We start from the raw sequence: 13,971 nt of genomic DNA on the forward strand, positions 1-13,971 counted from the left end.
TCGGGAATGGACTTGTCCAATCTGTCGAACGCACCATATTCGTGATTGGAATGCGGCCGTGAACATCTTAGAAAAAGGATTAGGCAAGTGGCAGAATCCTAAAATAAAAGAGGCAGCCTAAGCTAGGCTGCAGTCCGCTAGCAATTCGCGGACTTAAAAGGCTTTGGTAATTAGACGACCTCTATCGGCAATAGTCAAAAGACTATTGCTGGTAAGTCAAGTCCGTATCTAAGCAAGTTGGTGTTCTGGTTAGCGTAAGCTAACGAGCCACTAAGCCCTAGACTTCAGTCTAGGGTAGTTGACTTCTGACCAAATTACGGTTTTATTCGAAGAACAATCAAAATAAGGCAAGGATCTCTCCTTGTCTTTTTTGTTGCACTTTTCATTTTCAGTAAAATTAGTTACATTTTCTACTTCAAATGTCCTTTTTGTCTGAAAAATCTAAAGGTATAAGTATAATACTTACCGATCTTTACCTTATATTTATGAGTATTAATCAACTTAGTCTTGCCAGGTTGGTAAGTAATCGTCGTAGTATAGCCATCGCCATAAAAAGTCGTACCAAAATTACGGACCTGCGTTGCACGGTAGCGTTTCTTAGTCGTCATATCGGTGATATAAATCTTAGGTATTCCTGTAATTTTCTTCGTTGTGGAGAAAGACCAGGGCGTCTTTTTACCGACTAATTCATATGGAAAGACGCGTCGAGCCGGATAAACCATCGTGTCTACAACAGGATCACGCAAAATGTCGTCCGCAAACCAGCCGTTTTGCACGGAGTAGAGCACATTGTTGCTGAAACCATCACCATAAGCGGCGCCGATGCCCATCCGGGTTGCGCGAGCTGACAAAATCAAGGCCCGGTGGCCGATGTTACCCTTACCAGCGATGTTGTTGTCTTCGCGAATCAGGTCCGTGACGATATCACCCGCTGTAGCGCCGTTATTGGATTCTAAAAAGTTAACATTACCCAAAGTGGAATTTTCGGCGATATTCCAATCAGTTTCATTGAAATAAAATGGCCGAGTGTAACCTAGTAAACCGTGGACGTTTAAGTCTTTTTTAGCATTAACTGCGGCTAAGGCAGCAGCACCAATTTGGGCATGTGAATTATCATCGGCATGATTCAATTCGGTAGGCAAGCCTGCTAATGAGCGGTAGTAATTGACGTAGCTCATGGTATCAGGGATGTAGGACGGATTTAAACCCCCGGCTGAAAAAGGCAGGCCAAAGTTTGGCTGCTGTGCATAAATATTTTGCTTATTATACTTAACCTTGCTTAAGGCATGATACCGTTTTTGAAACTGACGTACTTGTTTGGCCTCAGTCTTGGAGTATTTTGCAGCATGGGTGGTCGTCGTGTTGATGCCAAAAGCGGCAATAATCGCAGTCGCAGCGACCAGCAATTTGCGTTTGATCTTCATTTTTCTTAATTCCCAGTCTAGCTAGACCAAATATTGTTTGTAGCGTCCTTGGTCGTCGGGCGCAATGTTAGCCTGAATGTGCACGCCGTCGTCTTCGTAGTCTTCGCTTAAGACTTGGGCGTTTTCGTGTAAGTAGGCCAGTTCCTTACCAGCAGAAAGCGGCAAGAGCAAGCTGAATTCTTCATAATTGGAGAAGACGTGTTTGGTGATTAAATCGGCCAGCATCTTGATCGACTTAGGATCGATTGCGGAATAAAGAATGTCGTTACCTTCGATCTGAGGATAATTGCGATCAGTCTTGTCGGCCTTGTTGTAGGCGGTGATCATTGGGATGCCTTTAACGCCGATCTCGTCTAAAACGCTCTGCGTCGTGCGGATCATCTGCACCATGTTAGGATCGGATGCATCAACGACGTTGATTAAAAGATCCGCATCCTTAGTCTCTTGCAAAGTTGCCTTGAATGATTCAACTAAGTTGTGGGGCAATTTTGAAATAAAACCGACAGTATCAGACAAGATAAAGCTGAAGTTGTCCTTGAGATCAATGCGGCGCACACTAGTGTCTAGTGTCGCAAAAAGCATGTTCTTGACGAAGACTTCCTTATTACTACCTTCATCAGAGAACTCCTTGAGCAAGCCATTCATCGTGGTTGACTTGCCGGCGTTGGTGTAGCCAACAAGGGCGACTTTAGGGATGCGGCTTTGGTTACGGCGAGCCGACTTGATCTCTTCTTGACTAGCCACAGCCTTGAGTTCCTTCTTGATGGCAGAAATTTGCTTGCCGATGGTCCGGCGGTTTAATTCCAGCTTACTTTCACCGGCACCACGGTTGGAATAGCCACCACCACGCTGCTGGTCTAGGTTGTTTTCGGAGGGATGCAAGCGTGGCAATTCGTATTGCAAGCGAGCAAGTTGTACTTGCAACTTAGCTTGCTTAGTGCGAGCACGGCTAGCGAAGATTTCAAGAATTAATTCAGTTCTGTCGATGACCCGCATCTTGGTTAACTTCTCAAGGTTACGGATTTGCACCGGCGTTAATTCATCGTTTAAAACTAAGACCTTGGCCTTCAAGCCTTGGGCCATTGTTCTGATTTCGTTAATCTTGCCGACACCGAAGTAAGTCCCGGCAACGATTGATTCGGCGTTTTGGTAACTTTGTCCCACGACCCCCATGTTGTCGGCCTCAGTTAAGTTGGCCAGCTCCGTCATGTAATAGTCAAAGTTAGGGTCGTTCAAATTAACGCCCGCAATATAAGCTTTTATTTTTTTAGGTTGATTATCGATCATGAGTCCACCTCGTTATCTAGTTTGTATATCTATATTGTATTACAGTTGCTTATAATAAGGAAAAAAGGTGAATGAGTGAGAATTCAAGAACGTGTCGTTTTCTATTATGAGCTCTGCAAATGTGTAGCTAAAATATTTTAAACATGCTATAGTAACTTTAGTAGGATTGACCAATTTGTAAAATTGATCAAAAAATAAGAGCAAAAAAGCCGTTACTCGAAGTAGACAAAAGAGTAACGACTTTTTATTTTTACCAAATTTTAGGACATTAAAGTTCTGTGTAAATGGCTAAGGCTAGCGGCGTTTGTGCTTTTTCCGCTTTCGTTGATCGTGCTGCCTTGTGCGATGACGATTATCTAGCCACTCATCAAACAGCTTCTCTAGAGCATGAGACACTGCATTCACAACAATAGGCGCAACTACGGCGGTTAATAGGATTACCATACTTGCAAAATAATTACCTCCTAATGCAAAAATGGATATTGGGAGGAGCACAAATGCCAATCACAATTATAACAAAAGCTTATTAAATCAATTAGAATTCTAAAATAATAGCAACAAAAATCCGCATTTATTCCCCGAAAAATCTGCCAAATTCCTCAATATCTTCATTTGTAACCCTTTTCTACCTAGCCAAAATGCAGTTTATGAGTATATAATAGGAGGGATTTGTAAGATTATAAAAGGGGACAAATATGTCAGATAATAATGATCAAAGTCAAAAACCGATGCATCATCATCACCGTCACCACCATCATCGCCATCACCACCGCAAGTTTTGGCGAGGATTCTGGATTGTAATTGGTGTGATTATTGTCATCGGACTTTTTGTTTGTGGTTACATTTATAAGAATTTGCGTGATACCACACAAAACATGTATACGCCTGTTGCTAAACAAACCAAGAGTAATAAGGGACGTAATTTAGATACTCTATTGAATGAAAAGAAGCCAATCAATATTTTGCTTCTTGGTACAGATACCGGTGCTATGGGACGTCATTGGAAAGGTAGAACTGATACCATGATGATGATGACCATTAATCCAAAGAAGAATAGCACGACTATTATTTCTATTCCACGTGACTCTAATGCAATCTTCCCGGACTTCCCACAATATGGGGTGACGAAGATGAACTCAGCGTATACTTTGGGTGGAGTTGCTGAAACTGTTAAGACTCTTGATAAATACTATAGTGTGCCAATTGATGGCTATATCATGATTAATATGGGCGGCTTGAAGAAGGCAATCGATCAAGTTGGTGGTATAGATGTCACTTCACCACTTACGTTCAATAATATGGGCTACCACTTCGAAGAAGGTAAGACTTACCATATGAATGGTAAAAAGGCATTAGCCTTTGCTCAACTTCGTCACGGAGATCCACGTCAAGACTATGGTCGTCAAGATCGTGACCGTCGCGTGATTATGGCGCTTCTTAAGAAGTCTGTTTCACCGACAACCTTGTTGAATTCTAAGTTCTTGAATTCAATTTCTGATGAAATGCAGACTGACTTGACTATGAACCAGATGTACAAGATTGGTATGGATTACCGCAAGGCTACTGATAACTTGAGTCAAGACCATGCTCAAGGTGTAAGTAAGCAAACTATGAATCCTAAGTTTGGCTTAATGGAAATTGAAGTTGTAAGTAAGGAAGAAAGACAAAGAGTATCTGATAAGATTAGGGATGCTCTTGAATTGCCTAAAGTAAAGGTAGCGGCTAATAAGGACAGCTACGTTATGAATCGTAATTAAAGGAAAGACAGATGGAACAAGAACAAAAGCAAACTGATAATACAATTGATCTTACTCAATTGCTTCAACTTTGCCGCAGACATATCTGGGCATTGATTCTCTGGAGTGTAGGATTAGCATTAGTAGGTTGGGGAATTGCTAATTTTGTTATTTCACCAAAGTATAGTTCTAGTGCACAAATCTTAGTTAACCAAAAATCAAATAAGAATGATCCTAATGCGGCATATGCAACGCAACAAGCTAACATGCAGTTGGTTAGTACCTATAAGGATATCGTAACTAGTCATGTAATCTTGAAAGACGCTTCTGATCGTTTGGCTAACCCAGTTAGAGTGGTCAAGAAGGCTAAACCAGCTAAGTACAGAACTACTGATGATGGTAGAAAAGTCTTAGTTAGAAAAGCACAACCAGCAGTCATCGAACGTGATGGTAAGGCTTATAGCGTTTCCGCTAGTCAATTAGCTAAAAACATTTCAGTTGCTACACAACAACAATCACAAGTTTTCTCTGTTTCTGCTAAAGCAGATACTCCTGAAAAGGCTAAGGCTGAAGCTAACGCAGTTGCTAGATCATTCAGAGATCAAATTCCTAACATCATGAACATTAATAACGTTACAATCGTTGCACCAGCTACTAATGGTGTACAATCGTTTCCTAATGTTAAGTTATTTACCTTAGCAGGATTCGTTATTGGTTTGGTATTAACTTTCGCAGTAATTATGATTCGTGAAATGACCAACACCACTGTCCGTGACGATGAATTCTTAACTCGTGAATTAGGCTTAACTAACTTAGGTCAAATTGCTCACTTCCACTTGTCATCTTCATTTACTATTAAAAACAATTCCAATATGACAAAGCGCGGACAATCTAAGAGACGTAGAGTATAAGAGTAGGAGGACAAAATGCCATTATTTAAGAAAAAGCGTGGTACAGATGATACCATTAAAAATGGTGCTAAGTTAATCACTGTAGCTAAGCCAAAGAGTCCAATAGCTGAACAATTCCGTACTGTTCGTACTAATATTAACTTTATGGCAGTGGATCATGACATTAAGTCTTTAGCATTTACTTCTGCTAATATTAGTGAAGGTAAGTCTACTGTAGCTGCTAACGTTGCTGTTACTTATGCTCAAGCTGGACGTAAAGTTTTGTTGATTGATGCTGACTTACGTAGACCCACAGTACATTCAACATTTAACTTAAGTAATCATGTTGGTCTTAGTACAGTTATCTCTTCAACTGCTAAGGAAGTTGATCTTGATAGTATAGTACAAGAGAGTGGCGTAGATAATCTTTACGTGTTAACGGCTGGTCCGATGCCACCTAACCCAGCAGAACTGATTGGTTCTAAGCGTATGCGTGACTTTGTTAAACTTACCGAAGAACGCTATGATTTGGTTATTATCGACTTGGCTCCTGTTCTTGAAGTATCTGATACACAAGAACTTGCTAGTCACTTAGATGGGGTTGTCTTAGTAGTTCGCCAAGGTAAGACGCAAAAGATGGCCATTAAGCGTGCTGTTGAAATGCTTGAATTTGCAAAGGCACGTATCTTGGGTTACATCATGAATGATGTAAGTTCTGATAATGCGGGTTATGGCTATGGTTACGGATACGGCTATGGCTATGGTTATGGCTACGGAGAAGAAGATACAAAGAAAAAAGGATTGTTCTCTAAATTTAGGAAGTAATTATGACTTTAGTTGATATTCACTGTCACATTTTGCCGGGGATTGATGATGGATCAAAAGATTGGGAAACATCAATTAAGTTGGCAAGGGATGCCGTAAAAGATGGTGTGACACATGCGGTGTGTACACCACATACGTTAAATGGTAAATACATTAATCATAAAAAAGACGTGATTCGGTTAACTGAGAACTTTCAAGATATGCTTGATGAAGCAAAGATTCCATTAACAGTATTTCCTGGGCAAGAAGTGCGTATTTCAGGCGATTTACCTGATGCACTAGATAATGATGACATCCTCTTTTTAGATGAAGAAGGACAATACATGTTATTGGAGTTTCCAAGTGATGATGTACCAGCTTATACGCGAGACATGGTTTTTAAGTTAATGCAACGCGGCATTACACCAGTTGTAGTTCACCCAGAACGTAATAATAAGATCCTAGAAGAGCCGACTATCTTGCAAGAATTAATTGAGCAGGGATGCTTAGTGCAAATTACTGCTAGTTCTTATGTGGGAACTTTTGGCAAGAAAATTGAAGAAATGTCACGCGAGTTTATCGAAGCAGGCCAATGTGCTTGCTTCGCTTCGGATGCACACGATTTGCCAAGAAGACAATACCAATATAGTGAAGCATTAAAAAAGCTGAGTAAAGAATTTGGGAGTGATCTTACTCAGCAATATCAAGATAATGCTCGCGCATTTGTAAATGGGGACAATGTGCAACTAGATTGGCGACCACTTGGCAAAAAGAAAAAATTCTGGCTATTTTAATCTGCAAATCTGCAGATTTGTGCCAGTAACTGCAGATTTGTGCTATATTAATCAAAAAGAGTGTTTATTTTACAGAAAAGTACTATAAATATACGACATTGAGGGTAAGAGGAAAATGATGGTAATGGAGAAACTAAAAGTTAATCCGGCTAAAGTACATGGGCGGTATGTTTATCACGCAGTGAAAAGATTGTTTGATATTATCGCAAGTGCAAGCGGGTTAGTTTTACTATCTCCATTATTTTTATTTTTAGTAATAAAAATAAGACATGAAGATGGTGGACCAGCATTCTATTCACAAGAACGAATTGGAAAGAATGAAAAGCCATTCAAAATGTGGAAATTTCGTTCCATGGTGGTTAATGCCGATCAGATGATCGATCAACTGGAAGATCAAAACGAAATTGAAGGTGCAATGTTCAAGATTAAGGATGATCCAAGAATTACTAAGATTGGGCATACTATTAGAAAATATAGTCTTGATGAGTTGCCACAGCTCTGGAATGTGTTAATCGGTGATATGTCTCTTGTTGGACCACGTCCGCCTCTACCATCGGAAGTAGAAGAGTATACCGATTATGATAAGCAGAGATTGCTTGTGATGCCGGGTTGCACAGGGTTATGGCAAGTTACCAAGCGTAATGAAGCTGACTTTGACGAGATGGTTTGGCTTGATATCGTGTATATCAACCATTCTGGTTTGTGGGAAGATTTGAAATTGATTATTAAGACTATTGGGGTGGTTATTCATCCTAATGGAGCGTATTAATTATGAAAAAATTACTTGTAGTTGCTAAATCATTAGGCGGTGGTGGCTCTGAAGTCGCACTTATTGAATTTTTAAATCATTTGGATGAAAGCAAATTTGACGTAACTTTACTTCTTTTAGATAAAGATATGGAGTATAGATATCGTTTAAAGAAAAAAATCAAAATTAAGTATATAAAATTTGATAATAAATTTTATTATTTATTTGCTTCAATGTATGCATTGCCTGGAAAGATAATAAAAAAAATCAAATTAAATAAATATTTCCCAATTTATGATTATTTAGCCATGCATTGTAAAATGCCATGTTTACCAAATTATGATATGGCAATTGATTTTTATGGTTATGGATCATTTACTACTGCCTTTGTTGCATTAAATGTTAAGGCAAATAAAAAAGCATTTTGGCTTCATGACGAAAAAATGCCATGGATAATAAATGTGGATAAATATTTTGATGTTTATGACAAAATATTTGGCGTATCCCAAGCAATAAAAAGGACATTTACAAATATATATCCTCAATATAAAGAAAAAGCTGATGTTTTTTATAATGTAATAGACATAGAAAATATTAGAAAAAAAGCTACAGAATTTTATCCTACAGAATTCACAAAAAATACATTTAATATTGTAACAGTTGGAAGATTGACTGAGCAAAAAGGATATGACGTATCAATCAAGGCTGCTAAAAAATTATGTGACAAAGAGATCAAGTTTAAGTGGTTTGCTATAGGTGATGGCAAAGATAGGTATAAATTAGAAAAATTAATAAAAAAATTAAATTTAAGTAATAATTTTATTTTATTGGGAAGACGAGATAATCCATATCCATATATAAAAAATTGTGATATATATATTCAATTTTCAAGGCATGAAGGATATGGATTATCGGTATTAGAAGCTAGAGCATTAGATAAACCAATTATAGTTTCGAATCTGCCTGTTTTTAAGGAACAAATAACAGATAAAAAGAATGGAATAGTGGCTCATTTTGATGAAAATAGTTTATTTAGAAGTATTGAAGAATTATACCAAAATGATAAGTTGAAAAATGAAATTAAAGCAAATGTACTCAGAGAAAAGATTAATTTTGATGGTCAGATGAGCAAATTAGATTGCATTTAACAGAGGAAATATTATGAAAATTTGTTTAGTTGGTTCTAGTGGTGGACACTTAACACATTTATACATGTTAAAGCCTTTTTGGAAAAATAAGGATCGTTTTTGGGTAACTTTTGATAAGGAAGATGCTCGAAGCAAGCTTAAAGGTGAAAGGATGTATGGATGTTATTATCCTACTAATCGTAATCTCAAGAATCTAATTAAGAATACTTTCTTAGCTATTAAAGTGCTCCGTAAAGAAAAACCTGATTTAATTATTTCAAGTGGAGCTGCGGTAGCAGTTCCATTTTTCTATATCGGTAAATTGATAGGTGCTAAAACAGTTTATATTGAGGTATTTGATCGTTATGATAAACCAACGTTGACTGGTAAATTAGTATATCCTATTACTGATCGATTTATTGTTGAATGGGAAGAAATGAAGAAAGTCTATCCTAAAGCAATTAACTTAGGAAGTATCTTTTAATTAGGTGATTTGATGATTTTTGTTACTGTTGGTACGCATGAGCAGCCCTTTAATAGATTAATTAAAAAAGTCGATGATCTAGTAGCTGATGGCGATATAAAAGAAAAAGTTATTGTTCAAACTGGCTTTAGTACATATGTACCTAAACATTGTGAAGCTCACAAAATGATGTCATTTGACGAAATGCAACAAGCTTTAAGAGATGCTCGAATTGTTATAACGCATGGTGGTCCATCTAGTTTTATTGAAGCACTTCAATATGGAAAGGTACCTATTGTTGTCCCTCGTCAAGAGAGATTTCATGAACATGTAAATAATCACCAAATGGATTTTACAAAATTAATTTCTGAAAGAATGAATAATATTATTCCAGTTTATGATATTGGTGATTTGAAGAAGATAATTGATGGTTATGGTGAAATTGCTAATACTAAGAATCATGGTGAAAGTAGTAATAATAAGCAGTTTAATGAAAAGTTAGAACAAATAGTTGATGGATTGTTTTAAAAAATATGAAAGTATTACTTGTAAGTACAGTTAAATTAGACACTAATGGTATATCTCGTTTTATTATAAATACTGCTGAGGTATTAAAAAATAAAGGAATAGATGTAGAGATATCATCTCCGGAGAAAGCTAATGACGAAATAAAAAAGGATCTAAATGATTTAAAAATTAATCTTGTCGAATTTAATAACCGAAAACGGCATCCACTTAAATATGTAATAAATTTAAAAAGCTATATTAAACAAAATAATATTAATATTATTCATGTTAATGGCAGTAGCACAATTATGGCATTAGAATTATTGGCGGCTAAATTAGCAGGGGTTAAGGTTAGAATAGCGCACAGTCATAATACGACTACAGAGCATCCTGTAATTAATAGAATGTTAAGACCTTTATTTGAAGCTACTGTAACTGATAGATTGGCTTGTAATAACGCTGCAGGAGAGTGGCTTTTTCAAAATAAGAATTTTAAAGTAATACCCAATGGAATATTTTTAAAAGATTTTCAGTTTAACGAATTGAAGAGAAATGAACTTCGTCGTAAGCTAGGCTATACTTCAGAAGATATTATTATTGGGAATGTAGGTTATTTTAATTTTCAAAAAAATCAAGAATTTTTGATTAATCTTTTTTCAAAAACGTCTGAGTCAAAATATAAATTAATATTGATTGGGGTAGGCACAAATATGGAGAAAGATGAACAATTAGTCAAAAATAATCATTTAGAAAAACAAATAAAATTTCTGGGTTCTGTTAATGATGTTAATAACTATTTAAATGTCTTAGATATATTTGCCTTACCTTCTCGCTTTGAAGGACAACCATTTACGTTAATTGAGGCCATGGCTAATGGGTTGGATACTATTGTGTCAAACAAGGTTTCTAAGGAGACTAATATTAATGGAAAGGTAAAATATCTGAGTTTAAAGAAAAGTAAAGAATGGATTCAATCAATAAAAGAAGAAAAAATCGATTTATTAAAAAGAAAAAAGCAATCACAAATTTATTCTCAAGCATTGAAAAAAAGAGGATATGATAGCGAAAGTAACGCTGAAACTTTAATAGAGTATTATCAAAATTTGTTGAACAATTAGTGATTAAACTATCAGGGAAAGTAAAATGAATGTTAAATCTTATATAAAAAGCTTTGGCTTAAAAATATTCTTAGTTAAAGCTATAAGAAAACCTTTTTATAATAATTACAGTTATTTGAGCAAGAAACTTTCCTTATATAATGAAAAGGTTATAAAAGAATTTTTATATAAAAATGTTATACAAGATTTAAAAAAAGTTAAATCTCAATCAATACAACCAATAAATAAATATATAAAAAAGAATTCTGTTATTTGGACAATGTGGTGGCAAGGACTGAATGATGCTCCAAGTATAGTAAAGGCTTGTATAAGAGAATTAAGAAAAAACAATCCAACTAGAGATGTAATTGTTATAACAAAAGAAAACTATCAAAAATATGTACATGTTGATTCTAAAATAATAACTAACTTGAATAACGGAAGCATTAGTATTACACATTTTTCAGATGTATATAGAGTTAATTTACTATATATTTATGGTGGAGTATGGGTAGATTCAACTATTTTAAGTACTAAAACTATTAGCGATAATATTTTTAATAAAGATTTTTTTACTATTAAAACTGGAAAATATACAAATGATCCTTCTCATGGAAGATGGACAACTTTTTTTCTGGAGTCCAAAGCTGGAAATGAATTGATGAATTTTCTTAGATTATCTTTTGATCTCTATAGTAATAAATATAATTTGTTTATTGATTATATATTATTTGACTACCTGATAAATATAGCTTATGAAAACAGTAGAAAAATAATGCAAGAAATAAAAAACGTTCCTAAGAATAATGAAAACGTGTTTAAATTAACATCTTTTTTAAATACAGATATATCTCAAGTTCAACCAATATTAACAAGTTCAAATACATATATGTATAAGCTTACTTATAAAATGAATTTTATAGACAGCCCTAATACGCTATATAATCAAATTATATCGGGAAGAGAATTCAAATGAATTATGAAACCAATTTTGTAGATAAAAGAAATATTAAAAATACTTTTTTATTATCCTTATTATTTGCCTTATTATTAATAGCCCAATCTGTAGATAATGGTTTGAGAGATAATGGATATCAAGGGTTTAGTAAGATTAAGTTCTCAATAATGGGAATTGTATTTTGTGTATTTTTTATACAATATATATGCTCTAAGAATAAAACTGATTATCTCTTGTTTGAATTAAAAGATGTGTTTTATTGGTATCTATGTTTAATACTTATTTCAATATATTGGATGATAAAAAATAATACATGGAATTCTGCTCCTTTTATAATAGGATTTTCCAGAATTATGTTTCCAATAATATTTGCTTATTTGATATCAAATTCTATTAGCAAGGAACAAATTTATAAGGTTTTTGAATACTTTTTGGTAATATCATTCCTGATTTTCTTAGTTGATGAGATAAGAGCAGGTCATTTTAATTTCAGTGAGATTTTTACACTTTCTTTGTCAAATTCGACTGGTTCAGAGATGGAATCTAATTATTTTTCTCCTACCGCTATGTCTTTATGCTTATTTTTTGGATACTTTAGAAAGAAAAAATGGCCATTAATATTAAGTATTATTTATGTGCTTTTAACTTATAAGAGACTAATGTTCTTTTATTCTATTCTTATAATGGTAGTAAGTTTTACTTGGAGGAATAAGAAGATAAAGAGTTGGATTAAATATATAGCAGGAATTCTTTTTTTTGTCTTAGTAGTATATTTTATACAACTAAATATCGGAATAAAAAGTAGTACTTTTGTTTATAACTTATTTGGCATGAATCTAAATGATTTTACAATGGGTAGAACCTGGATGTTTCAAAACATTTATAAAGCAGTTTTTCCTAAAATGGGATTGTTTTCTATCATTAATGTCCCTTTTCAAAATCCAGAAATGGATTTACCAATAATGTATTTAGAAATGGGTTATATTGCAATAGTAGCTACTATCTTATTTTTATTAAAATTATCCAAAAATTCGCTTTATAACTTTTTGATCATAATTTTTATTTTATTGGAAATGCTAACGTCACATTGGTTGGATATAACTTTCTTTTGGATAGTTGTTTATATAACTATTGGGTATATAAATGAGGATAATAAGCAATGAATCTCTTGAATTTAATTAAAACTTTTTGTATAAGAACAAAAGATATATTCAAATATAAAAGAATAAAAAGATATGGATTCAAATATACTCTTTTAGAATTTATTATTTTGTGTTGTCATCGGAGTAATACTAAGTTTGAACATATAATTACACGCCAAAAAGATATGTTAATAGATAAATATTTAAGAAAAAATTATTCGGATATTATTGATAAATATTTTGAAAAATAAACATGAAAAAAGGAAAAATTTTTATTTTATGGTTTCAAGGAGAAGAGTATGCTCCTCAATTAGTAAAAGCTTGTATAAATAGCGTAAGAAAAAATAGTAACGGACACGAAGTTGTTATTTTGGATAATAACAACTTGTTTAATTGGATCCCATCTTTTTCGGATAAATTGCAATATAAGTTTCAATCCAAAGAATTTCCTATACAAATGGAAGCGGACTTAATAAGGTGTTATTTATTGAGCCAATACAATTGTTTGTGGCTTGATGCTACAGTATTTGTATCTAAAAAAATTCCCGATAGTATATTTGAAAAAGACTTTTATACAGTTGTTAGAAAAGAAGCAGATTATTCTGATATAACTGGTAAAATTTCTACTTTTATAATGGGGAGTAATAATTCATCTAAATCGAAAGCTTTATTTTCTTTTTGTAGAGATATGTTATTGAGCTATTTTGAAACTGAAGATGATTTAATTAACTATCTGTTAATAGAGAATGTATTTAATATTGCTGTTTCAAAAAATAAATGGTTAAAGAAATTAATTGATAAATATTATTTTGAGAAAAAAGATGTTTTGCGGTTGGTTAAGATACTTAATGATGAATATACATCTAATAAGGTTAAACCTATTTTGGATAAAAATTTATTCAATAAATTGAATTTTCATGAAAAGTATTTGCTTTCAACACCAAGTGGTAAAACTACTGTTTATAGAAAATTAGTAGAAGGACAATTGTAAAAA

Annotated in this window: 16 protein-coding genes; 14 read left to right on the plus strand and 2 right to left on the minus strand. The window is 34.0% G+C overall.

The genetic code is table 11. The annotated features are described in order from the left end of the window. The coding region (locus B5E95_RS06640) for a zinc ribbon domain-containing protein (RefSeq protein WP_143437563.1) at positions 1–121 on the plus strand (121 nt) is incomplete at its 5' end. 289 nt (positions 122–410) lie between these two features. Here the strand turns inward: B5E95_RS06640 and B5E95_RS06645 are convergent. Together B5E95_RS06645 and hflX are read right to left on the minus strand one after the other, a co-directional pair. Next, entirely contained in the window at positions 411–1,424 is a 1,014-nt protein-coding gene (locus B5E95_RS06645; RefSeq protein ID WP_087235905.1) for a CAP domain-containing protein, read from the minus strand. Positions 1,425–1,445: 21 nt separating this feature from the next. Then, complete coding sequence (hflX, locus tag B5E95_RS06650; protein ID WP_087235907.1) at positions 1,446–2,711, minus strand: GTPase HflX; 1,266 nt, start codon at positions 2,709–2,711, stop codon at positions 1,446–1,448. Positions 2,712–2,995: 284 nt separating this feature from the next. On the opposite strand from hflX, the gene B5E95_RS11070 reads away from it, so the two are divergent. The 13 genes from B5E95_RS11070 (at position 2,996) to B5E95_RS06715 (ending at position 13,968) form a co-directional block, all read left to right on the plus strand. Next, positions 2,996–3,124: a hypothetical protein gene (locus B5E95_RS11070; protein WP_272867350.1), complete on the plus strand. Its 129-nt coding sequence runs from the start codon at positions 2,996–2,998 to the stop codon at positions 3,122–3,124. Positions 3,125–3,406: 282 nt separating this feature from the next. Next, positions 3,407–4,468 (plus strand): LCP family protein, encoded by a 1,062-nt coding sequence (locus tag B5E95_RS06655; RefSeq protein WP_087235909.1) that lies wholly within the window; start codon positions 3,407–3,409, stop codon positions 4,466–4,468. 11 nt (positions 4,469–4,479) lie between these two features. Continuing rightward, entirely contained in the window at positions 4,480–5,358 is an 879-nt protein-coding gene (locus B5E95_RS06660) for a YveK family protein (RefSeq protein WP_087235911.1), read from the plus strand. 15 nt (positions 5,359–5,373) lie between these two features. Continuing rightward, complete coding sequence (locus B5E95_RS06665) at positions 5,374–6,162, plus strand: CpsD/CapB family tyrosine-protein kinase (protein WP_087235913.1); 789 nt, start codon at positions 5,374–5,376, stop codon at positions 6,160–6,162. Positions 6,163–6,164: 2 nt separating this feature from the next. Then, positions 6,165–6,935, plus strand: a complete 771-nt coding sequence (locus B5E95_RS06670; RefSeq protein WP_087235915.1) for a tyrosine-protein phosphatase — start codon at positions 6,165–6,167, stop codon at positions 6,933–6,935. A gap of 118 nt (positions 6,936–7,053) precedes the next feature. Beyond that, positions 7,054–7,704, plus strand: a complete 651-nt coding sequence (locus B5E95_RS06675) for a sugar transferase (protein ID WP_162606878.1) — start codon at positions 7,054–7,056, stop codon at positions 7,702–7,704. Between the two features lie 2 nt (positions 7,705–7,706). Then, positions 7,707–8,831 carry a glycosyltransferase gene (locus B5E95_RS06680; RefSeq protein WP_087235919.1) on the plus strand — a complete coding sequence of 375 codons (1,125 nt, stop codon included), beginning with the start codon at positions 7,707–7,709 and terminating at the stop codon, positions 8,829–8,831. 13 nt (positions 8,832–8,844) lie between these two features. Further along, the gene (pssD, locus tag B5E95_RS06685) at positions 8,845–9,294 is read left to right on the plus strand and encodes a PssD/Cps14F family polysaccharide biosynthesis glycosyltransferase (RefSeq protein WP_087235921.1); all 450 of its coding nucleotides are present in this window, start codon (positions 8,845–8,847) and stop codon (positions 9,292–9,294) included. 12 nt (positions 9,295–9,306) lie between these two features. Continuing rightward, positions 9,307–9,801, plus strand: a complete 495-nt coding sequence (locus B5E95_RS06690) for a glycosyltransferase (protein ID WP_087235923.1) — start codon at positions 9,307–9,309, stop codon at positions 9,799–9,801. Between the two features lie 5 nt (positions 9,802–9,806). Then, positions 9,807–10,898, plus strand: a complete 1,092-nt coding sequence (locus B5E95_RS06695; RefSeq protein ID WP_087235925.1) for a glycosyltransferase — start codon at positions 9,807–9,809, stop codon at positions 10,896–10,898. Positions 10,899–10,923: 25 nt separating this feature from the next. Next, the gene (locus B5E95_RS06700) at positions 10,924–11,853 is read left to right on the plus strand and encodes a capsular polysaccharide synthesis protein (RefSeq protein WP_087235927.1); all 930 of its coding nucleotides are present in this window, start codon (positions 10,924–10,926) and stop codon (positions 11,851–11,853) included. Further along, positions 11,850–12,998, plus strand: coding sequence for a hypothetical protein (locus tag B5E95_RS06705; RefSeq protein ID WP_087235929.1), 1,149 nt, complete (start codon positions 11,850–11,852; stop codon positions 12,996–12,998). Before B5E95_RS06700 ends, B5E95_RS06705 begins: the two co-directional genes overlap by 4 nt. 232 nt (positions 12,999–13,230) lie before the next feature. Then, entirely contained in the window at positions 13,231–13,968 is a 738-nt protein-coding gene (locus tag B5E95_RS06715) for a capsular polysaccharide synthesis protein (RefSeq protein ID WP_087235933.1), read from the plus strand. Positions 13,969–13,971 lie beyond the last annotated feature (3 nt).

The sequence above is a fragment of the Lactobacillus gallinarum genome (assembly GCF_002160635.1).
Lineage (GTDB): Bacteria > Bacillota > Bacilli > Lactobacillales > Lactobacillaceae > Lactobacillus > Lactobacillus gallinarum.

What these genes read in the sequence shown, in the direction of transcription:
- hflX (WP_087235907.1), bottom strand. Translation starts at nt 2,711, where the DNA reads ATGATCGATAATCAACCTAAAAAAATAAAAGCTTATATTGCGGGCGTT.
- B5E95_RS06715 (WP_087235933.1), top strand. Translation starts at nt 13,231, where the DNA reads ATGAAAAAAGGAAAAATTTTTATTTTATGGTTTCAAGGAGAAGAGTAT.
- pssD (WP_087235921.1), top strand. Translation starts at nt 8,845, where the DNA reads ATGAAAATTTGTTTAGTTGGTTCTAGTGGTGGACACTTAACACATTTA.
- B5E95_RS06695 (WP_087235925.1), top strand. Translation starts at nt 9,807, where the DNA reads ATGAAAGTATTACTTGTAAGTACAGTTAAATTAGACACTAATGGTATA.
- B5E95_RS11070 (WP_272867350.1), top strand. Translation starts at nt 2,996, where the DNA reads ATGGCTAAGGCTAGCGGCGTTTGTGCTTTTTCCGCTTTCGTTGATCGT.
- B5E95_RS06690 (WP_087235923.1), top strand. Translation starts at nt 9,307, where the DNA reads ATGATTTTTGTTACTGTTGGTACGCATGAGCAGCCCTTTAATAGATTA.
- B5E95_RS06655 (WP_087235909.1), top strand. Translation starts at nt 3,407, where the DNA reads ATGTCAGATAATAATGATCAAAGTCAAAAACCGATGCATCATCATCAC.
- B5E95_RS06675 (WP_162606878.1), top strand. Translation starts at nt 7,054, where the DNA reads ATGGTAATGGAGAAACTAAAAGTTAATCCGGCTAAAGTACATGGGCGG.
- B5E95_RS06705 (WP_087235929.1), top strand. Translation starts at nt 11,850, where the DNA reads ATGAATTATGAAACCAATTTTGTAGATAAAAGAAATATTAAAAATACT.
- B5E95_RS06645 (WP_087235905.1), bottom strand. Translation starts at nt 1,424, where the DNA reads ATGAAGATCAAACGCAAATTGCTGGTCGCTGCGACTGCGATTATTGCC.
- B5E95_RS06700 (WP_087235927.1), top strand. Translation starts at nt 10,924, where the DNA reads ATGAATGTTAAATCTTATATAAAAAGCTTTGGCTTAAAAATATTCTTA.
- B5E95_RS06665 (WP_087235913.1), top strand. Translation starts at nt 5,374, where the DNA reads ATGCCATTATTTAAGAAAAAGCGTGGTACAGATGATACCATTAAAAAT.
- B5E95_RS06680 (WP_087235919.1), top strand. Translation starts at nt 7,707, where the DNA reads ATGAAAAAATTACTTGTAGTTGCTAAATCATTAGGCGGTGGTGGCTCT.
- B5E95_RS06670 (WP_087235915.1), top strand. Translation starts at nt 6,165, where the DNA reads ATGACTTTAGTTGATATTCACTGTCACATTTTGCCGGGGATTGATGAT.
- B5E95_RS06660 (WP_087235911.1), top strand. Translation starts at nt 4,480, where the DNA reads ATGGAACAAGAACAAAAGCAAACTGATAATACAATTGATCTTACTCAA.